The organism is Betaproteobacteria bacterium, assembly GCA_016194905.1.
Lineage (GTDB): Bacteria > Pseudomonadota > Gammaproteobacteria > Burkholderiales > JACQAP01 > JACQAP01.
Map to the genome: position 1 here is coordinate 199521 of JACQAP010000019.1, position 17430 is coordinate 216950.

Consider the following 17430-nt stretch of genomic DNA (forward strand, 5'->3'; position numbering starts at 1 on the left):
CGAAAATGGCCAACACTATCCATGTAGACGTCGTCAGCGCCGAACAGCAGATCTTCTCCGGCGAGGCGGAATTCGTGGTACTGCCTGGCGAGGCCGGCGAACTTGGCATCTATCCGAGGCATACGCCGCTGATCACGCGCATAAAGCCGGGCGCGGTGCGTATCAAGCCCGCTGACGGCGGTGAAGAGAACCTGATATTCGTGGCTGGCGGCATTCTCGAGGTGCAGCCATCGATGGTGACCGTGCTTGCGGATACCGCGATTCGCGGCCACGATCTTGATGAGGCCAAAGCGCTGGAAGCACAGAAGCGCGCGGAGGAAGCCTTGCGAAACGCGACGGACAAACAAGAAATCGCCACGTTGCAAGCCGAATTTTCGATGATGGCGGCCCAGCTCGCGGCCATCCGCAAGTTGCGCAAGAAGTAAAGGATCGCACCCGTAGTAAAGAGCGGCCGCGGGCCGCTCTTTTTTTGTCCGTTGCCGCGCGTTGACGATACCGGGGTCAGCCAATGACCTCGCAGCTGGCCTGAGGCAAGCGACAGTTTCAGTCTCAAGCCTTCAGGCGACCGGCTGCCGCAAATGGCACGCCACCCACTGCCCCGGAGAAATCTCTTGTAACGGCGGCTCCTCGCGCTTGCAGCGCTCCTCGACATACGGGCAGCGCGTATGGAAGCGGCAACCGGACGGCGGATCGATCGGGCTTGGCACGTCGCCCGCGAGCAAGCGTCGACGCTTGTTAACCATCGGGTTCGGCACTGGCACGGCTTCCAGCAGCGCCTCAGTATACGGATGCTGCGGACGCGTAAAAATCGCGCGCTTCGGCGCAATCTCGACGATTTTGCCGAGATACATCACCGCCACGTGATGGCTGATGTGCTCGACCACTGCGAGATCGTGCGCGACGAACAGATACGAGAGGTTGAACTCCGCCTGCAGGTCCATGAGCAGATTGATCACCTGCGCCTGCACGGACACGTCGAGCGCCGACACCGGTTCGTCGCACACGATCAAGCGCGGCCGCACCGACAGCGCCCGCGCGATGCCGAGCCGCTGGCGCTGGCCACCCGAGAATTCATAGGGGTACTTCACCATCTGATCGGGGCGCAGGCCAACGCGCTCGAAGAGATCCGCGGCGCGCTCGCGCATAGCGGCCGCCGGCAACGACTCGTAGTTGCGGATCGGCTCGGCGACGATGTCGACCGCGCGCATGCGTGGATTGAGCGACGAGTAGGGGTCCTGGAATACGGCCTGGAGCTCGCGCCGGACCGGCCGCATGGCTGCGCGGTCGAGCTGATCGATGCGCCGGCCGCGCCAAAGAACCTCACCCTTGGTCGGATCCTGCAGCCGCAGGATCAGTTTGCCGGTGGTTGACTTGCCGCAACCGGATTCACCGACCAGCCCGAGCGTTTCGCCGTCACGCACCCAGAAGCTCACGCCGTCGACTGCGTGCACCTTCGCGCCGCGCGCAAGCAACCCCGTCTTTACGGGGAAAAATTTGCGCAACCCCCGAACTTCGAGCAGCACATCGCCGGGCGCTTTCATTGGACGGGATTCCAGCAGGCGGCCCCATGGCCCGGACCGTGGGCGATAAGCGGTGGCACGTCTTGCGAACAACGCGCGACCACATTCGGGCAGCGCGGCGCGAAAAGACAGCCCGGCTGCTCGTCCTTCAGCGACGGCACCATCCCGGGGATTTCAACCAGGCGCTTGCCGCCCTCTCCGCGCACCGAATCACCGAGATGGGGCATGGAACCCAGGAGCCCGCGCGTGTACGGGTGGCGCGGCCGTGCAAAGAGCACCTCAACCGGTGCCTCTTCCACCTTGCGCCCCGCATACATCACCACGACGCGCTGCGCCATCTCGGCAACGACGCCGAGATCATGCGTAATCAGAATGATCGCTGCGCCGGTTTCGCGCGCGAGCTCGCGCATCAGTTCCAGGATCTGCGCCTGGATCGTGACGTCGAGCGCCGTAGTGGGCTCGTCGGCAATGAGCAATCGCGGACCGCAGGCCAGTGCCATTGCAATCATCACGCGTTGCCGCATGCCGCCCGACAGCTCATGCGGATACTGGCGTACGCGCCGCTCGGGTTCGGGCATGCGCACCTTGCGCAGCATCTCGACCGCCTTCGCCATGGCTTCGCGCTGCGAGAGGCCGCGGTGCAGGACCAGGCTTTCGGCGATCTGCCGGCCTACGGTCAGGGCGGGATTGAGCGAAGTCATCGGCTCCTGGAAGATCATCGAAATGGCGTCGCCGCGCACCGTGCGCATTTCGTCTTCGCTCAGGGCGAGCAGATTGCGGCCTTCGAAGACCACTCGCCCGGCGACGATGCGGCCTAGCGGCGAGGCGATAAGCCGCAGGATGGAAAGCGATGTGACGCTCTTGCCGCAGCCCGACTCGCCCACCACACCGAGCGTCTCGCCCGGCGCGACCGAGAACGACACGCCATCCACCGCTCGCACGATGCCGTCGCGCGTGAAGAAGTGAGTCTGGAGACCGTCGACCTCGAGCAGAGGTGTGGTCATCGGCAGCTCAAAACACCCACCGCAAGGCGCAGAGCACTTGCATTGGTCACATCCGCCGCGCGAGCCGCGGGTCGAGCGCGTCGCGCATACCGTCGCCGAGCAGGTTCACCGCGAGCACGGTCAGCGACAGGAAAAGGCCAGGGAACAGGATCAAGTAGCCGGCGATCTGGAACAGGCTCCTAGCTTCGGCCATGATGTTGCCCCAGCTCGGAATGTTCGGCGGCGTGCCCGCGCCGATGAACGAGAGAATCGCCTCGAGAATCATGGCCGAGGCGCAAATGTAGGTGCCCTGCACCAGCAGCGGCGCCACGGTGTTGGGGAGGATGTGGCGCAGCAGAATGAGCGGTAGATTGGTGCCCGCGGCGATCGCAGCTTCCACATACGGCTGCTCCCGCAGGCTGAGCACCAGGCTTCGCACCAGCCGCACGACGCGCGGCACTTCGGCGAGCGTGATGGCGAGGATGACGTTGCCAACACTTGCCTTCGTCAGCGCCATCAGCGCAATGGCGAGCAGCACCGAGGGGATCGACATCAGGCCATCCATCACGCGCATGACGATGGCGTCGAGCCAGCGGATGAAGCCCGTGACGAGCCCGATCGCCAGCCCCACGGCGATCGAAACCGCGGCGACAGCAATCCCGACCGCGAGCGAGACGCGCGAACCGTAGATCACCCGGCTATATACGTCGCGCCCCAGCATGTCGGTGCCGAACCAGTTCTCGCCCGAAGGCGGCTTGAGACGCTGGATCGGCGCGAGTGCCTGTGGGTCCACGGTGCCCAGCCAGGGCGCCAGCATCGCGGTCAGTACCATCACGGCAAGCACTATCGCGCCGACGATGGCGGTCGGATGGCGGCGGAATGCGTTACGGAACCACTGCCAGGTCGGCGACGCGGATGTCGGCGCGGTGAGAACTGCGGTGGTCATGTCAATAGCGGATGCGCGGGTCGAACAACCGGTAAGAAAGATCAACCAGCAGGTTGATCAGCACGTACACGCCGGAGAACAGCAGGATCACGCCCTGAATGATCGGGTAATCACGCCGCAAAATCGCATCGACCGTAAGCCTGCCGATGCCGGGAATCGCGAACACCGTCTCGGTGACGATCGCGCCGCTGATCAGCAATGCAATGCCGATGCCGATCACCGTAATGATGGGCACGCCGGCGTTCTTAAGCGCATGGCGCGTAAGTACCGCGCGCGGCGCGAGTCCCTTTGCGTTCGCAGTGCGGATGTAGTCCTGCGCCAGCACGTCGAGCATGGTCGCACGCGTAATGCGCGCGATGAACGCCATGTAGACCGTGCCCAGCGCGATGCTCGGCAGAATCAGGTGCGACAGCCAGGGCCAGAGGCCTTCGCCAAGTGGTCGGTAGCCCTGCACCGGCAGCCATTCGAGGCGGATCGAGAACAGGCCGATCAGCAGATAGGCCAGCACGAACACCGGCACCGAGAACGCGAGTACCGAGAAGCCCATCACGAGCCGGTCGGTCCAGGTGCCGGCCTTCGCCGCGGCTATCACTCCGACGGGCACCGCGATCAGCACCGCGACGACGAGCGTCAGCAGCGTCAGCGACACGGTGGGCTGCACGCGCTGCCCGATCAGCGTGGTGACCGGCAGATTGGTGAAAATCGAGGTGCCGAGGTCGCCGTGCAGCAGCCGCCACACCCAGCCGCCGAACTGCACCAGGAACGGCTCGTTCAGGCCGAGCTTCGCGCGGATGCGCTGGATGTCGTCGGCGGTCGCAACATCACCGGCGATGACCGCGGCCGGATCGCCCGGCGTCAGGAACAGCAGCGAGAACACGAACAGCGCGACCACCGCCATGACGATCAGCGTGGCGCCGAGCCGGCGCAGAACATAGACGATCATGTGGCGCTCCGGGTGGGCGGCACCCTCACTTCTTCTCGACGTTCCAGAGGAAAGTCACGGGCGCGATGATCATGCCGGACAGGTTCGACCGGTAGGCCGCGGGCAGGATGAACTGGGCCGTGGTGATGTACGGGACGAAGCTGAAGGCTTCGCGCTGCACGGCATCGGAGGCCTTTTTGCCTGCGGCCGCATCGCTGGTGTTGAACCATGCCTGGCGCAGCTCCTCGATCTTCGGGTTGGCGGGCCAGCCGATCCAAGACTTCTCGCCCAGGTTGACCATCGCCATGTTGGCCGGCGAAATCAGGTCGGGTCCGACCCACCAGGTGTGGAAGATCGACCATCCGCCCTTCTCGACCGGCTCCTTGGAGGTGCGGCGGGTGATGAGCGTGCCCCAGTCGCCCGCCTGCAGCTCCACGTTGAGCCCCAGGTTGCGCAGCAGCTCGGTGGTGATCAACGACTGCGTGTGCACGATTGGCTGGTCGGTCGCCGAGATGATGACGATCTTCTCGCCCTTATAGCCGGATTCCCGAATCAGCTTCTTGGCTTTGTCGAAGTCGCGCTTGCCCTTCAGCGGCTCGGCGCCGATCTCGGAAGACAACGGCGTTCCGCAGGTGAAGAACGAATAGCAAGTGTGGCCGTTCTTCTCGTCGCCCGCGATGCCCAGCACATAATCCTGCTGGTTGACCACGTAGAGCAACGCCTGGCGCAGCTTCTGGTTGTTGAACGGCGGCTGCAGGAAATTGAAGCGGATAATGCCGATCGAGCCGAGCGGGTCGATGTTCTCGACGCGAATGTCCTTGTTCTTGCGCAGCAGCGGGATCAGATCGGGCGGCAACTGCTCCCACCAGTCGGCCTCGCCGGCGTTGAGCGCTGCCGCGGCGGTGGCCGAATCCGGGATGTAGGTCCACTCGACGCGATCCACCTTGACCACCTTGCCGCCGGCGGCCCAGGACGGCGCCTCCTTGCGCGGCACATAGTCGGTGTTTTTCACATACACGACCTTGTTGCCGGGCACCCACTCTTCCTTCACGAACTTGAACGGGCCCGAGCCGATCACCTCGGTGATGTTCTGAAACGGATCGGTCTTGGCGATGCGTTCGGGCATGATGAAGGGCACGTTCGACGACAGCTTCCCGAGGGCCTGCAGCGTGAGCGCGAACGGCTTCTTGAGCTTGAACCGAAAAGTCTTGTCGTTCACTGCAGTCCACGACTCGATTGCCTCGGCGAGCTTTTGGCCGAGCGAATCGCGCTTGGCCCAGCGCTCCACTGACGCGATGCAATCGGCCGAGCGCACCGGCTGGCCGTCGTGGAACTTAAGCCCGTCGCGCAGCGTGAAGGTGTAGGTCAGCTTGTCCTTCGAGACCTCCCACTTCTCCACCATCTGCGGTTGGACCTGGAATTTGGCGTCGGTCGCGAACAGCGTGTCGTACACCATGTAGCCGTGGTTGCGCGTGATGTAGGCGGTGGTCGTGATCGGATCGAGGATGCGCAGATCGGCCTGCGGAATGAACTTCAGGACCTTTTCCTGCGCTGCGGCGGAGCCCGCGACAAACGCGAGGGCAAGCGCGAACGCGCGAAGCGAAGCCGAAACGACCTTCATGGCGATCTCCCGTACGAGGAACGTCTTGCTCAAGCTGCGTCGGCGCACGACGCACACTTTAGTCCTGCCGCCGGCAGATGTATAGGCCGCGGCCATGCACGAGCGTGTATGCGCTACAGTCAGCTACACGAGCAGATGGCGCTCGATAAGGAGCGCGTCTGCCAGCTTGCGGGTACCATGCGCGAGAACGCCGAAGTGCGCGCAGGGTACTTCGGAAAGAACTGAGGAGAAAGACAAAATGGTGGCGCAGCCGAACGCGATCGAACTCACCAAACAGATCGTGCGCATGAATACCATCAATCCCCCCGGCAGGGAGGAACAATGCGCTCGTCACCTTGGCGCACTGCTGGAGAAGGCGGGGTTCGCAATCAAGTATCACGAACTATCGCCGCAGCGTGCGAGTCTGGTGGCAACCATCGGTGGTTCCACCGACAAGGCACCGCTGTGCTTCACCGGGCATATCGATACCGTTCCGCTCGGCGCGGCGCAGTGGAAGATGGATCCGTTCTCCGCCGACACGGAAGGCGGCAAACTTTACGGGCGCGGAACCAGCGATATGAAATGCGGCGTAGCGGCTTTCGTCGTAGCCTCGTTGAACCTGGCAGACAAGCTGGCGCGTTCCCCCGGTCTGGAGCTGGTGATTACCGCTGGAGAGGAAACCGGTTGTGAAGGCGCCTTTCATCTCACGCAGAAAAGCGGTGCGCTCGGCCGCGCCGGCGCCGTCGTGGTGGGCGAACCGTCATCCAACTATCCTTTCGTCGGCCATCGCGGCGCTTTCTGGCTGAACGCACGCACTCGCGGCGTTACGGCGCACGGCTCGATGCCGGAGAAAGGCGTGAACGCGGTATTCAAGGCGGCACGAGCCGTTGCGGTCCTGGAGAAATTCCGCTTCACCAACCCACCGCACCCGGTGATGGGACAGGCCACTCTCAACGTCGGCACGATTCGCGGCGGACTCAACATCAATTCGGTCCCCGATGAAGCCGTGATCGGGGTCGATATCCGCACCATACCGAGTATCAAACATGCACAATTGAAGGCCGAATTGATGCGTCAGCTGGGCGACGAAGTCGAACTCGAAACGATTCTCGACCTGGAGAGCGTTTATACCGAACCGGCGCATCCGTGGATTCAGGAGGTCTTCGAGGTGATGCGGCCTTTCCTCGGCGATCGGCCGCAGCCGCGGGTGGCAACCTACTTCACCGACGCCGCTGCACTCAACGTCGCTTACAACACGCCCCCCACCGTTATCCTCGGACCGGGAGAAGCACAGATGGCACACCAGACCAACGAATATTGCGTTGTCGATCGCATCGCTGAATCGGTTGCCGCCTACGAGGAGATCGCGCGGCGCTGGTGCGGAATCTGATGTCTGGAGATATGTTTTCCGCCAGCGCACCGGCGCAACGCATTCAGGCGTTGCTCGATAACGGATCGCTGACGCGCGGCCAGGCGCATGGAACACTGATCGCCGGTAACGGCACAATCGGCGGTCGCGAAGTGACTGTCATCGCTACCGACAGGCACGTCGCGGGCGGATCACTCGGTGTCGCCGAGGCCCAGGCATTGTCCACGCTGCTGGAGCAAAGCCACGCGGCGCGACGGCCATTCATTTTTTGTCTGGACTCCGCCGGTGCACGGCTGGATGAAGGCCTGCCGGCACTGGGGGCATTTCGTCAGCTTTACCGCCATTTGCTCGACTTACGGCTCGCCGGTCTCCCGCTGCTTGGTCTGATCGGGCGCGACTGCTTCGGGGGCGCGAGCATGCTTGCCGCAACCTGTGCAAAACGCGTTTATTGCAAAGCCTCCCGGCTCGCCATGTCGGGGCCGGCCGTTATTCAGGCGCTGGGGGGCTCTGCCGAGCTTGACGCAACGGACAGCGGCGCCGTCACTGCGTTGATGGGCGGCGCGGCTCGTGTGCAACTCCTGCAATCGGATCATCTGTGCGAAGACTCGTTCGACGCCTATCGTCAGGCGGCGCGCGACTGGGTCGCTGATTGCGATGCCGCTGTGCAACTCAACCTGCATCATCAGCACACGCGCCTCGGCACACGTCTGCTCGCGCACGGCATGGCGCCTTCGCCGCCCGAGAATGCATCAGGGGGATTACCCAAAGTGCTTCAGGAGATCATTCCGGAAGGCGTAAAAGTTCACAAGATGGATGGCGTACTCTTCGGGCGCAACGGCAAAACCTCGCCAAATGCTTTTTTTGGATTTATCGACGGTACCCCGGTGGGCGCACTGGCGGCATGGACCCTGGCGGGTGAGTGTCTTGCATTGGCTGACGAACGTCCTGGCGAAACGGTGACGGTTTTTCTGGATTCTCCAGGCCAGGCGCCGACCTTCCGTGACGAACGCGTCATGCTCTCCGAGTATGTTGCGCACCTCGCGCTGGTACTGTCGTCGTTGCGGCAACACGGACACCGCGTAACGTTGCAGGTACTCGGCGATGCGGCCGGCGGGATCTACGTGGCGTTGGCGGCGCCGGCCGCGCGCGTGGTTGCGTTGCCGGGCGCCAACGTCCAGGTGCTCCCGCCGGCAGCGATCGCCCGCGTCTTGCGTCGGCATAGTGAACCAAGCGGTATCGAGGACTACATGCGCGCCGGCGTGATCGATACTTTCATTTGAGTCATCGATGACAGCGAATTTCTATGCCGCAGTGGCGGCTCCGATCGATTCCGGCCGCGAACGCATATTCTTGGAAACCGACGACGGCCAAACCTACACACGCGCGGACCTCGCGCGCGAATCGGCGCGACTTGCCCGCATGATGGTCAATGCCGGTGCGGTGCGCGGCGATCGCATCGCGGTGCAGGTCGACAAATCCCCTGCTTCCCTGTTTCTCTATCTGGGCTGTCTGCGCGCCGGACTGGTCTACCTGCCGCTCAACATTGCCTATCAGCGCGGCGAGTTGTCGTATTTCCTGGAAGACGCACAGCCCAAAGTCGTCGTGTGCAGGCCACAGTCATTCGAGCTGATGCGCGAAATCTCCACCGCACACGCACAAGTGTTCACGCTGGATGAAGAAGGAGGCGGCACGCTGGCCGACACTGCGGCCGCCCTGCCCGGCGAATTCGAAACGGTAGACTCTGAGCCCGACGATCTTGCCGTCATCATCTACACTTCGGGTACCACCGGCCGCTCCAAGGGCGCAATGGTGACTCATCGCAATCTGCAGTCCAATGCCCGTCTGCTGGTGGACTATTGGGGATTCAGCGATCGCGATGTACTGTTGCATGCGTTGCCGGTATTCCACATCCATGGACTGTTCGTCGCCAACCACTGCGCGTTGCTGTCCGGAGGAAAACTGCTCTGGCACCGCAAGTTCGACACTAAGCTGGTACTGCGCGATCTTGCGCGCGCCACTGTCATGATGGGCGTGCCGACGTTCTACACAAGGCTGCTGGCCGAACACGGGTTCAACCGCGATGCCTGCCGCAATGTGCGCCTCTTCGTCTCTGGCTCCGCTCCTCTGCAACTCGAGACGTTCAAGGAGTTCCAGACACGCACCGGGCAGTCCATTCTGGAACGCTATGGCATGTCCGAAGCCGGAATGATCTGCTCCAATCCACTCGTTGGGGAACGTCGCGGCGGCAGTGTCGGTTTTCCGCTTCCGGGCGTATCGGTCAGGGTGGCCGACGATCACGATCGTGCCTTGCCTCGCGGTGAAGTCGGTGGTATTCAGATCAAAGGTGAAAATGTATTTGCCGGTTACTGGCGCATGCCGGAAAAGACCCGCGAGGAATTCACCGCGGATGGTTACTTCCGCACCGGCGATGTCGGTACGTTTGACACCAACGGTTATGTTTCCATCGTGGGTCGCGCCAAGGATCTGATCATCAGCGGTGGCTACAACGTTTACCCCAAGGAAATCGAACTGGCGCTGGACGCGTTACCCGGCGTGACAGAGTCTGCGGTCATCGGCATTCCCCACCCAGATTTCGGCGAGGCCGTTGCCGCAGTAGTCGTCGCCAGAAAAGATGCAAAGCTCGATCCGGCCGCTCTGATCGCGGAGCTGAAAAAGAACTTTGCCAGCTACAAAGTGCCGAAACGGGTATACCTTGTCGAGGATCTGCCGCGCAACGCGATGGGCAAGGTGCAGAAAGCGTTGTTGCGCGAGCGCTATGGTAAATAACCGCGTGTGGCAAATAACCGCTTCGGCAAGGAGTAACTGGAGGCCCGATGCTTTGGGAAAACGGCAGGCGCAGCGAAAACATCGCGGACTGGAATCCGGCGAGTTGTCGGCCTGTGATACCTTCAAGGCCGGGCGCGTTTAGACAGCGCTGCACATTGACCGGATTTACCGAGCTCGAAAATCTCGACCGGATCGCCGACAGCCTTGCGGTGCAAGGCTGGATGGTGGTCGATGATTTTTTCGGATCCGAGCTGACGGCAGCGCTGCGCGGCGACTGCCAGACGTCGAGCGGGCAAGGCGATTTCCGCGAAGCAGCAGTGGGCAGCGGAGGACGGCGTCAGACTCGATCCGAGGTTCGTAGCGATGAAATCCTGTGGTTACAGCACCCGGCATCCAGTGAACCACAGCGCACATGCCTCGAGCGTTTCGAACAACTGCGACTGACGCTGAACCGGACCCTGCAGCTCGGACTCTTCGAATTTGAAAGTCATTTCGCCCGCTATCCTGCAGGCGCTTTCTACGCCAGGCATATCGACCAGCTTCGTGGCGACAGCCGCCGCAAGTTGTCTTGCGTGCTCTATCTGAACGAAAACTGGAAACCGGAAGAGGGTGGTGAACTGCGCTTTTACCTGGATGGCGATGGTGCAGAATTCGAAGACGTGCTTCCGGAAAGTGGAAGGCTCGTGGTTTTCCTGAGCGGGCGGTTCGCTCATGAAGTCTTGCCGGCGAAGCGCGAACGAATAAGCATTGCCGGCTGGTTCAAAACGCGCTGATCAGAACAGCGACCACAACATCCTGGTTGCGAGAATGAACAGGATTACCGCGAAAATCTTCTTCAGTCTCGTCACCGGCATGGTGTGCGCCATCTTTGCGCCCCAGGGTACGGTGACGAAGGTGCCGATCACGATCCCGACCAGCGCCGGCAGATAGACATAGCCGACACTGAGCGCCGGCAGGTGATCCTTGCCCAGGCCCGTGACAATGAAGCCCACCGTTCCGGCGATGGCGATCGGCAGACCGAGCGCTGCAGAAGTTCCGATCGCCTGACGCATCGGCACATTGCATAGACTCATCAGCGGAATGGTCATCACGCCGCCGCCGATACCGACCAGGCTGGAGATGACGCCGACAATTGTCGCGGTCAGAGTCATACCTGGTTTGCCGGGCAACTGTCGCGTCGGTTTCGGCTTTACATCGGCGAACATCTGCACCGCGGAGTAGTAGACGAAGATGACGAAAAAGATCGCCAAGTACTTCGACTTCAGAGAATCGGCGACGACCGTGCCGAGCAAAGTACCGACGACCAATCCCGGAGTCGCCACGCGCAGGATGTCCCAGCGCACCGCGCCGTGCTTGTGGTGAGCCCGCAAGCTGGAAATCGAAGTGAAGACAATGCTGGTGATGGAAGTGCCGAGTGCAAGATGTAACAGACGATCCGCGGGAAAACCCTGCAAGGTAAACAAATATACCATCAGGGTGACCAGGATCAGGCCACCACCGATACCAAGCAACCCGGCAAAGAAGCCGACGAACAAGCCCACCAACAGGTAAACGATCCACCATTCCACGAGGGATGTCCGCCTAGAGCAGCTTCATGATGAAATCCCATTCGCGGGAATCCACCGGTGTGATCGACAGACGGTTGCCGCGCTGAAGGACGCGCATTGATGCGAGCTCCGGATGCGAGTGCAATTCCGGAAGCCCGAGCAAACGGGTTTTCTTGACCAGAGTCACATCGACATTGAACCATCGCGGGTTGTCCTGCGAAGCTTTGGGATCGAAGTATTCGCTCTTCCGGTCGAATTGGGTTTCGTCCGGATACGCGAGCTTCGAAACCCTCGCGATACCGGCTATGCCGGGTTCCGGGCAGCTCGAGTGGTAGAAGAAAACACGGTCGCCCACAATCATCTGGCCGCGCATGAAGTTGCGAGCCTGATAATTCCGCACGCCCCACCAGGCCGCGGTTTTGTCCCGCGCCTTTGCCAGATCATCGATACCGAAGACTGCAGGCTCGGATTTCATCAGCCAGTAATTCATGATTCCGCCGCGCAAAAAAAAGAGTTCCGGAGTTCCGGAACTCTATCGGATCGTCGGACTTTGGCAAAAATAAAAGGCGGCAAAGTCGCTCGTATCCGCTCACTACCTCGGAAAGGGCGCCCCCCACGATTTCCGTCAGGCCGGCATCTTGAACCTAGGGTTCAAGGTGGTCGCTTTCCGAGCACATCAGGCGCTTCCCGATGGGACGCGCACAACAGCGCTACTTTAGGCAGCAACCAAGGTCATTAACATTGGTTCAAAGAATTACAGCCTGACGAACACCGCAGGGGACATTGACTAGCGTCAGAACAACTCATCCTGACCATTCATAGCCTGGTCGATGGCTGCCTGCATGCTTGAGATTCTACGCTTAAACTCGCCGACATCAAATCCACCTTCCATGCGCGTGGACAGATATTCGTGAGTAATGTTCAGCGCGGCCATGATCGCAATGCGCTCCACGCCGATAACTTTTCCGGCATCGCGGATTTCGCGCATCTTGTTGTTCAGGTATTCGACTGCCTTGAGCAGGTCCTTCTGTTCGTTCTCGGCACAGGCGATGCGAAACTCGCGTCCCATGATGCTTACATCGAGGCCGCCCTTGGTCTGACTGGTCATTCCGCGCCGTCCGGTATCTGGTCCAGCAAGGCCTCGAGACGAACCTTGGCCGTGTTGACCTTCTCGGACAGGCGTTTGTTTTCGCTCTGAACCGAAGCCAAGTTCTGCCGCAGTTGGGAATTGTCCTTGCGGAGTTTTTGCGTCAGCTGAACGAGTTGGCTGATCTTGTCGTCGAGGGCGGTAAGCTCGGCTTCCATGAGCACACTATAGTTATGAAAACCGTGAAAAGTCAACTGCTAACGGATTTTTTTGAATGTGCTTTGGCATATGTAACGAAGCTTGCTGGTTCCAGCCTCGAAGTCATCTGGATACAGATGACCTCAACGGCGAGACTGGCCTGATCATAGGTTAGAATCCCTGTACGTTCTCGGGTGCCCCGACCGATTTTCTTTGGAGGGGTCAAACGGGAAACAGGTGCGCGTTCGCCAGATTCTGACATCAGGCGGAGCAATTCCTGTGCTGCCCCCGCAACGGTAAGCGACTGTAGGGGCGTGTCACGATGCCACTGCGAAGGTCGGCCGGATCATCGGCTGCTTCATGGGAAGGCGACACGCCCGAAGCGCAAGCCCGGATACCGGCCCATTGGACGCGAACGGAGATTCCGCGCGGGGCGGCATCCGGTGTTGGCATCCCCTTCACCAGCCTTTCGCCTTGCGGAACTCCCTTTCCAAAACTCGCGCATGCGGCGGGCTTGCGCACCAGGGGAGCAGTAATGAGAAAAAAGCAAACTTACATCCTGTTGACCGGCTTGCTGGTCAGCGCGAGCGCTCACGCACAAAAAACTCCGGATATCGTCGCCGATGAAGTCGTCGTAACGGCTTCGCGCTTCGAAGAGAAGCCGGGCGATCAGCCCATCGGTGTAACGGTTATTACCGGCGAGGAAATCCGCAGCAGCGGCGAAACTTCGCTGCCTCGGTTGCTTGCCCGCCAGCCCGGTGTTTGCGTGCGCGACAATAGCGGCAGCCCGGACATGCAGGTGGACTTGCGCGGTTTCGGTGTCACCGGGGATCAAAACACGCTGGTTCTTCTCGATGGCCGCCGGTTGAGCGAGTACGAACTTACTTCCGCACGATGGTCATCCATACCGATCGAATCCATTGACCGCATAGAAATCGTTCGCGGCAGCGGCGCTGTGCTCTATGGTAGTGGCGCCACCGGTGGTGTGATCAATGTCATCACGAAAGGGCCGGATCGCGGTACCAAATCATTCAACGCCTACGCCGGCGGCGGCAGTTATAGCACCCAGGACTACCGTGTCGGAGGACAAATAGCAGGCGAGAGTGTCGGCCTCGGTCTGAATAGCGGCCACTATACTTCGAACAATTACCGGGAAAATAATCGCGTTGACCAGGACAACTTTGTCGCCGATCTGCGCAACTTCGATCCCGGTCACAGTCTGAATCTCAAGCTCGGCTACGACAAGCAGGATCTGCGCTTGCCTGGTAATCGCACTGAAGCAGAATTGGACACCGACCGCCGTGGTACGAGAACACCCATGGACTTTTCCAATCGTAGTGGCGGTTTCGCCAATTTATCCGGAAAATTCAGGTTGGGTGATGCGGAACTGGTGACCGATCTGGGTTATCGGGAGAAAAACAACGATTTCCACGCGGCATTTTCCGGCTTGAGCCTGGACGGCAACACAAAAGTGGAAACATGGAGTTTTTCGCCGCGACTAAAGATTCCATATTCCGCATTTGGCGTGGATAACAGCCTCGTGTTCGGTATTGATTGGGAAGACTGGGATTACACCTCCGTACGCACCAATCCGGCTTCAGCTACCGCGCAACAGCAGAATTCCGCTGTGTATCTGGAGAATGTCTCAACTCTGATGCCGGGAACAACACTGTCGCTTGGCGGCAGGTTACAGAGGATAGAGTTCGATGCGAATGACTCCACCGTTCCAGCTGGCGGCGCATCAGGAGAACAGAATCGAAATCTGTCGGCTTACGAGATCGGCGCGCGCCACCAGTTCAATGGTGCGGCTGCGATCTACGGAAAATATGGATATAGCTTCCGCGTTGCGACGCTGGACGAAGTTTATTCTCCCGGGCTTGGCGCTTTTTTCATACCGCCGTCGGTGAGCTTCGTCGAGCCGCAGACTTCGCACGACGCGGAGCTGGGCCTTGAGACGCAATTCGGTCCAGGCCGATATCGGATCGCTGTCTATCATTCCGATCTCAAGAAAGAGATCCATTTCGACTCCAATGCGTTTGCCAACGTCAATCTTCCGCCCACGAAACGCTCGGGCGTGGAACTGGAAGGCAAATGGATGTTGACCACGAGCGCGTTGCTGTTTGCGAACTACACCTACACCGAGGCGAAATTCCGCTCCGCTGTCCTGGGAGGCGTAGACGTTTCCGGCAATCGGATTCCGCTGGTACCGCGTCATATGGCCAATGTCGGAATCGATTGGTCAATATGGGAACGCACGCGACTGAATGCGGCCGCCAACTACGTCGGACGCCAGCTTTACGATGGCGACGAATTGAACACCTTCGGAAGAGAAATGCCGTCCTATTGGACGGCCGATCTGGGTGTCTTTCACACGATTGACGCCTGGACTTTCGGTGCATCTGTAAGAAATTTGTTCGACGAGAAGTATTACACCTATGCGCTGGCATTTGTCCCGACTACCGTCCTCGCGTATCCGGCGCCGGAGCGTAATTTCCTGGTCTCGGTACAGTATCGTTTCGGCAAGTAGGCACTGAACGCCGAAACCCACAAAGGTCCGGCGTAGCCGGGCCTTTTCGTTTCCCATCCTGTCCTGCACCCCGGAGTTTTGTTATTGTGCGGGCCATGCAGCAGATGACCAGCACCCAGCTCTACTTCCGCCTGCTCCGTTACGTCAAACCGTACTGGGGCGTATTTGCGCTGTCGATCGTCGGGATGTTGATGAGTGCGGCCACCGAAGTTGCGCTGCCGATCGCGGTGAAGCCGTTCCTCGACGGCACCTTTGTCAAGAAGGACCCTTTCCTGATCACCTGGGTACCGATCTTCATGGTCCTGCTGTATGTGGTGCGCGGCGCGGGCGCCTACCTTGGAACCTACGCCAGCGCCTGGGTCGGGAACAAAGTGGTGATGGACCTGCGCGATCTGATGTTCCGCCGCATGCTCGCACTGCCGCTAGGGTTTTTTCATGACAACACCACTGGCAACCTGATATCGCGCTTCACCTTCGATGTCGCCCAGGTCACCGGTGCCGCCACCAACGTGGTCACGGTGCTGATCAAGGATTCGGTGACCATTCTCGGTTTGCTGGCCTACCTGTTGTACACGGACTGGAAGCTCACGCTGATTTCGCTGATCATGGTCCCGCCGATCGCCGTGGTGGTGCGCTATTTCAATGTCCGGCTGCGCAACATGAGCCGCAAGACCCAGGATGCCATGGGCGACATCACCCAGGTCCTGCAGGAAACGGTCGAGTGCAACAAAGTTGTGAAGATCTTCGGCGGGCAAGAGTACGAGGCGCAGCGTTTCGCCGCGACCAGCGACCGGCTGCGCGGCTTCAGCATGAAGCAAACCGCCGCCGCCGCCGGCAATGTGCCGATCGTCCAGTTGCTCGCGGCGATGGCCGTGGCGGTGGTGGTTTATTACGCCACCGTGGAGGCGCAATCGGATGCCACAACAGTCGGCGGATTCGTCTCCTTCCTCGGCGCCATGCTGTTGCTGACCCCGCCTTTGAAACGACTGACCGGCGTAGCCGAATATCTGCAACGTGGCCTGGCTGCGGCTGAGAGCGTCTTCGCGCTGCTGGACGAGAATCCGGAGAAGGATGAGGGCAAGGTAACGCTGGAGCGAGCACGCGGAGGAGTCGACTTCCACAAGGTAAGCTTCCGCTACCCCCGCGCCGGCCAGCCGGCATTGAAGAATGTCACGTTGTCGATTTGTGCCGGGGAAACCATCGCGTTGGTCGGATCTTCCGGCGGCGGAAAAACCACGCTCGCGAACCTGGTGCCGCGTTTCTACCGCCCGGATTCCGGAACCATTACGATAGATGGCCACGATATCGAAGCGTTGTCGCTTGCCAGCCTGCGCCGAAACATCGCGCTGGTGAGTCAGGAGGTCGCGTTGTTCAACGATACCGTCGCTGCAAACATCGCGTACGGTCAAGCAGCGGGCGCGAGCAGACCGGCGATCGAACACGCAGCCGCCGCGGCGCACGCGCTGGAATTCATTCGCGCAATGCCGCAAGGCTTCGATACCTTGATCGGGGAAAATGGCGTAAGGTTGTCTGGCGGTCAACGCCAGCGATTGGCGATTGCGCGCACAGTATTGAAGGACGCACCGATCCTGATTCTGGACGAAGCAACATCGGCTCTCGATTCGGAATCGGAAAAGCATGTGCAGGATGCGCTAGAGCACCTCATGCGGGGCCGTACGACCATTGTCATCGCTCACCGCCTGTCAACCATCGAAAACGCGGACCGTATCGTGGTGCTCGATCAGGGCGAGATTGCCGAGATTGGAACGCATGCTGAATTGCTCGCCAAGGGCGGCATCTATGCAAACCTTCACAGCATCCAGTATGCGCTCGTCGGTGGCGAACCCGACCATGCGCTTCAGCCAATCAGTTGACGTGAACTTTCCCTACAAATAACCCTGAAACGCCGGCCCTGCTCAACCGATTCGGCTGAACCATTCGAAG

General features: G+C 60.5%; 16 protein-coding genes, 1 other RNA gene and 1 riboswitch. Of the genes, 7 read left to right on the top strand and 10 right to left on the bottom strand.

Translation table 11 applies throughout. The features are described from left to right. The first annotated feature begins 5 nt into the window (after positions 1-5). On the top strand, positions 6-425 hold the full coding sequence (locus tag HY067_12340; GenBank protein MBI3528746.1) for a F0F1 ATP synthase subunit epsilon: 420 nt from the start codon (positions 6-8) through the stop codon (positions 423-425). Between the two features lie 132 nt (positions 426-557). On the opposite strand, the gene HY067_12345 is transcribed toward HY067_12340, so the two are convergent. Genes HY067_12345 through HY067_12365 form a run of 5 tightly spaced genes read right to left on the bottom strand, consistent with a single transcriptional unit; the run spans position 558 to position 5992 of the window. Next, on the bottom strand, positions 558-1541 hold the full coding sequence (locus HY067_12345) for a dipeptide ABC transporter ATP-binding protein (GenBank protein ID MBI3528747.1): 984 nt from the start codon (positions 1539-1541) through the stop codon (positions 558-560). Further along, on the bottom strand, positions 1538-2524 hold the full coding sequence (locus tag HY067_12350) for an ABC transporter ATP-binding protein (protein MBI3528748.1): 987 nt from the start codon (positions 2522-2524) through the stop codon (positions 1538-1540). The genes HY067_12345 and HY067_12350 overlap by 4 nt, the downstream gene beginning before the upstream one ends. 46 nt (positions 2525-2570) lie before the next feature. Then, complete coding sequence (locus HY067_12355) at positions 2571-3449, bottom strand: ABC transporter permease (GenBank protein ID MBI3528749.1); 879 nt, start codon at positions 3447-3449, stop codon at positions 2571-2573. Position 3450: 1 nt separating this feature from the next. Beyond that, positions 3451-4392 (bottom strand): ABC transporter permease, encoded by a 942-nt coding sequence (locus HY067_12360; GenBank protein MBI3528750.1) that lies wholly within the window; start codon positions 4390-4392, stop codon positions 3451-3453. 25 nt (positions 4393-4417) lie between these two features. Then, complete coding sequence (locus HY067_12365) at positions 4418-5992, bottom strand: ABC transporter substrate-binding protein (protein ID MBI3528751.1); 1575 nt, start codon at positions 5990-5992, stop codon at positions 4418-4420. A gap of 238 nt (positions 5993-6230) precedes the next feature. Between HY067_12365 and HY067_12370 the strand changes: the two genes are divergently transcribed. From HY067_12370 to HY067_12385, 4 genes are read left to right on the top strand one after another with little or no spacing between them, the layout of a single operon-like run. Next, a complete protein-coding gene (locus HY067_12370; GenBank protein MBI3528752.1) occupies positions 6231-7361 on the top strand; it encodes a M20 family metallopeptidase in 1131 nt (376 codons plus the stop codon). Between the two features lie 11 nt (positions 7362-7372). Further along, on the top strand, positions 7373-8620 hold the full coding sequence (locus HY067_12375; protein MBI3528753.1) for a hypothetical protein: 1248 nt from the start codon (positions 7373-7375) through the stop codon (positions 8618-8620). A 7-nt stretch (positions 8621-8627) separates the two neighbouring features. Beyond that, positions 8628-10127 carry a malonyl-CoA synthase gene (locus HY067_12380; GenBank protein ID MBI3528754.1) on the top strand — a complete coding sequence of 500 codons (1500 nt, stop codon included), beginning with the start codon at positions 8628-8630 and terminating at the stop codon, positions 10125-10127. 47 nt (positions 10128-10174) lie between these two features. Then, a complete protein-coding gene (locus HY067_12385; protein MBI3528755.1) occupies positions 10175-10900 on the top strand; it encodes a 2OG-Fe(II) oxygenase in 726 nt (241 codons plus the stop codon). Here HY067_12385 and HY067_12390 read toward each other — a convergent pair whose 3' ends face one another. The 5 genes from HY067_12390 to HY067_12410 all read right to left on the bottom strand — a co-directional run bounded on the left by HY067_12390 (position 10901) and on the right by HY067_12410 (position 12979). After that, positions 10901-11695, bottom strand: a complete 795-nt coding sequence (locus HY067_12390; GenBank protein MBI3528756.1) for a sulfite exporter TauE/SafE family protein — start codon at positions 11693-11695, stop codon at positions 10901-10903. Positions 11696-11708: 13 nt separating this feature from the next. Then, entirely contained in the window at positions 11709-12164 is a 456-nt protein-coding gene (locus HY067_12395) for an EVE domain-containing protein (GenBank protein ID MBI3528757.1), read from the bottom strand. A 116-nt stretch (positions 12165-12280) separates the two neighbouring features. Then, positions 12281-12457: non-coding RNA, 6S RNA (gene ssrS / locus HY067_12400), on the bottom strand. A 10-nt stretch (positions 12458-12467) separates the two neighbouring features. Continuing rightward, a complete protein-coding gene (locus tag HY067_12405) occupies positions 12468-12782 on the bottom strand; it encodes a cell division protein ZapA (GenBank protein MBI3528758.1) in 315 nt (104 codons plus the stop codon). Then, positions 12779-12979 carry a hypothetical protein gene (locus tag HY067_12410; GenBank protein ID MBI3528759.1) on the bottom strand — a complete coding sequence of 67 codons (201 nt, stop codon included), beginning with the start codon at positions 12977-12979 and terminating at the stop codon, positions 12779-12781. Before HY067_12410 ends, HY067_12405 begins: the two co-directional genes overlap by 4 nt. 155 nt (positions 12980-13134) lie before the next feature. Next, positions 13135-13380, top strand: a riboswitch (cobalamin riboswitch). A 114-nt stretch (positions 13381-13494) separates the two neighbouring features. Between HY067_12410 and HY067_12415 the strand changes: the two genes are divergently transcribed. Both HY067_12415 and msbA read left to right on the top strand, forming a co-directional pair. After that, positions 13495-15486: a TonB-dependent receptor gene (locus HY067_12415; GenBank protein ID MBI3528760.1), complete on the top strand. Its 1992-nt coding sequence runs from the start codon at positions 13495-13497 to the stop codon at positions 15484-15486. Positions 15487-15590: 104 nt separating this feature from the next. Further along, complete coding sequence (msbA, locus tag HY067_12420) at positions 15591-17360, top strand: lipid A export permease/ATP-binding protein MsbA (GenBank protein MBI3528761.1); 1770 nt, start codon at positions 15591-15593, stop codon at positions 17358-17360. Positions 17361-17430 lie beyond the last annotated feature (70 nt).

What these genes read in the sequence shown, in the direction of transcription:
- HY067_12340 (MBI3528746.1), top strand. Translation starts at nt 6, where the DNA reads ATGGCCAACACTATCCATGTAGACGTCGTCAGCGCCGAACAGCAGATC.
- HY067_12345 (MBI3528747.1), bottom strand. Translation starts at nt 1,541, where the DNA reads ATGAAAGCGCCCGGCGATGTGCTGCTCGAAGTTCGGGGGTTGCGCAAA.
- HY067_12350 (MBI3528748.1), bottom strand. Translation starts at nt 2,524, where the DNA reads ATGACCACACCTCTGCTCGAGGTCGACGGTCTCCAGACTCACTTCTTC.
- HY067_12355 (MBI3528749.1), bottom strand. Translation starts at nt 3,449, where the DNA reads ATGACCACCGCAGTTCTCACCGCGCCGACATCCGCGTCGCCGACCTGG.
- HY067_12360 (MBI3528750.1), bottom strand. Translation starts at nt 4,392, where the DNA reads ATGATCGTCTATGTTCTGCGCCGGCTCGGCGCCACGCTGATCGTCATG.
- HY067_12365 (MBI3528751.1), bottom strand. Translation starts at nt 5,992, where the DNA reads ATGAAGGTCGTTTCGGCTTCGCTTCGCGCGTTCGCGCTTGCCCTCGCG.
- HY067_12370 (MBI3528752.1), top strand. Translation starts at nt 6,231, where the DNA reads ATGGTGGCGCAGCCGAACGCGATCGAACTCACCAAACAGATCGTGCGC.
- HY067_12375 (MBI3528753.1), top strand. Translation starts at nt 7,373, where the DNA reads ATGTTTTCCGCCAGCGCACCGGCGCAACGCATTCAGGCGTTGCTCGAT.
- HY067_12380 (MBI3528754.1), top strand. Translation starts at nt 8,628, where the DNA reads ATGACAGCGAATTTCTATGCCGCAGTGGCGGCTCCGATCGATTCCGGC.
- HY067_12385 (MBI3528755.1), top strand. Translation starts at nt 10,175, where the DNA reads ATGCTTTGGGAAAACGGCAGGCGCAGCGAAAACATCGCGGACTGGAAT.
- HY067_12395 (MBI3528757.1), bottom strand. Translation starts at nt 12,164, where the DNA reads ATGAATTACTGGCTGATGAAATCCGAGCCTGCAGTCTTCGGTATCGAT.
- HY067_12405 (MBI3528758.1), bottom strand. Translation starts at nt 12,782, where the DNA reads ATGACCAGTCAGACCAAGGGCGGCCTCGATGTAAGCATCATGGGACGC.
- HY067_12410 (MBI3528759.1), bottom strand. Translation starts at nt 12,979, where the DNA reads ATGGAAGCCGAGCTTACCGCCCTCGACGACAAGATCAGCCAACTCGTT.
- HY067_12415 (MBI3528760.1), top strand. Translation starts at nt 13,495, where the DNA reads ATGAGAAAAAAGCAAACTTACATCCTGTTGACCGGCTTGCTGGTCAGC.
- msbA (MBI3528761.1), top strand. Translation starts at nt 15,591, where the DNA reads ATGACCAGCACCCAGCTCTACTTCCGCCTGCTCCGTTACGTCAAACCG.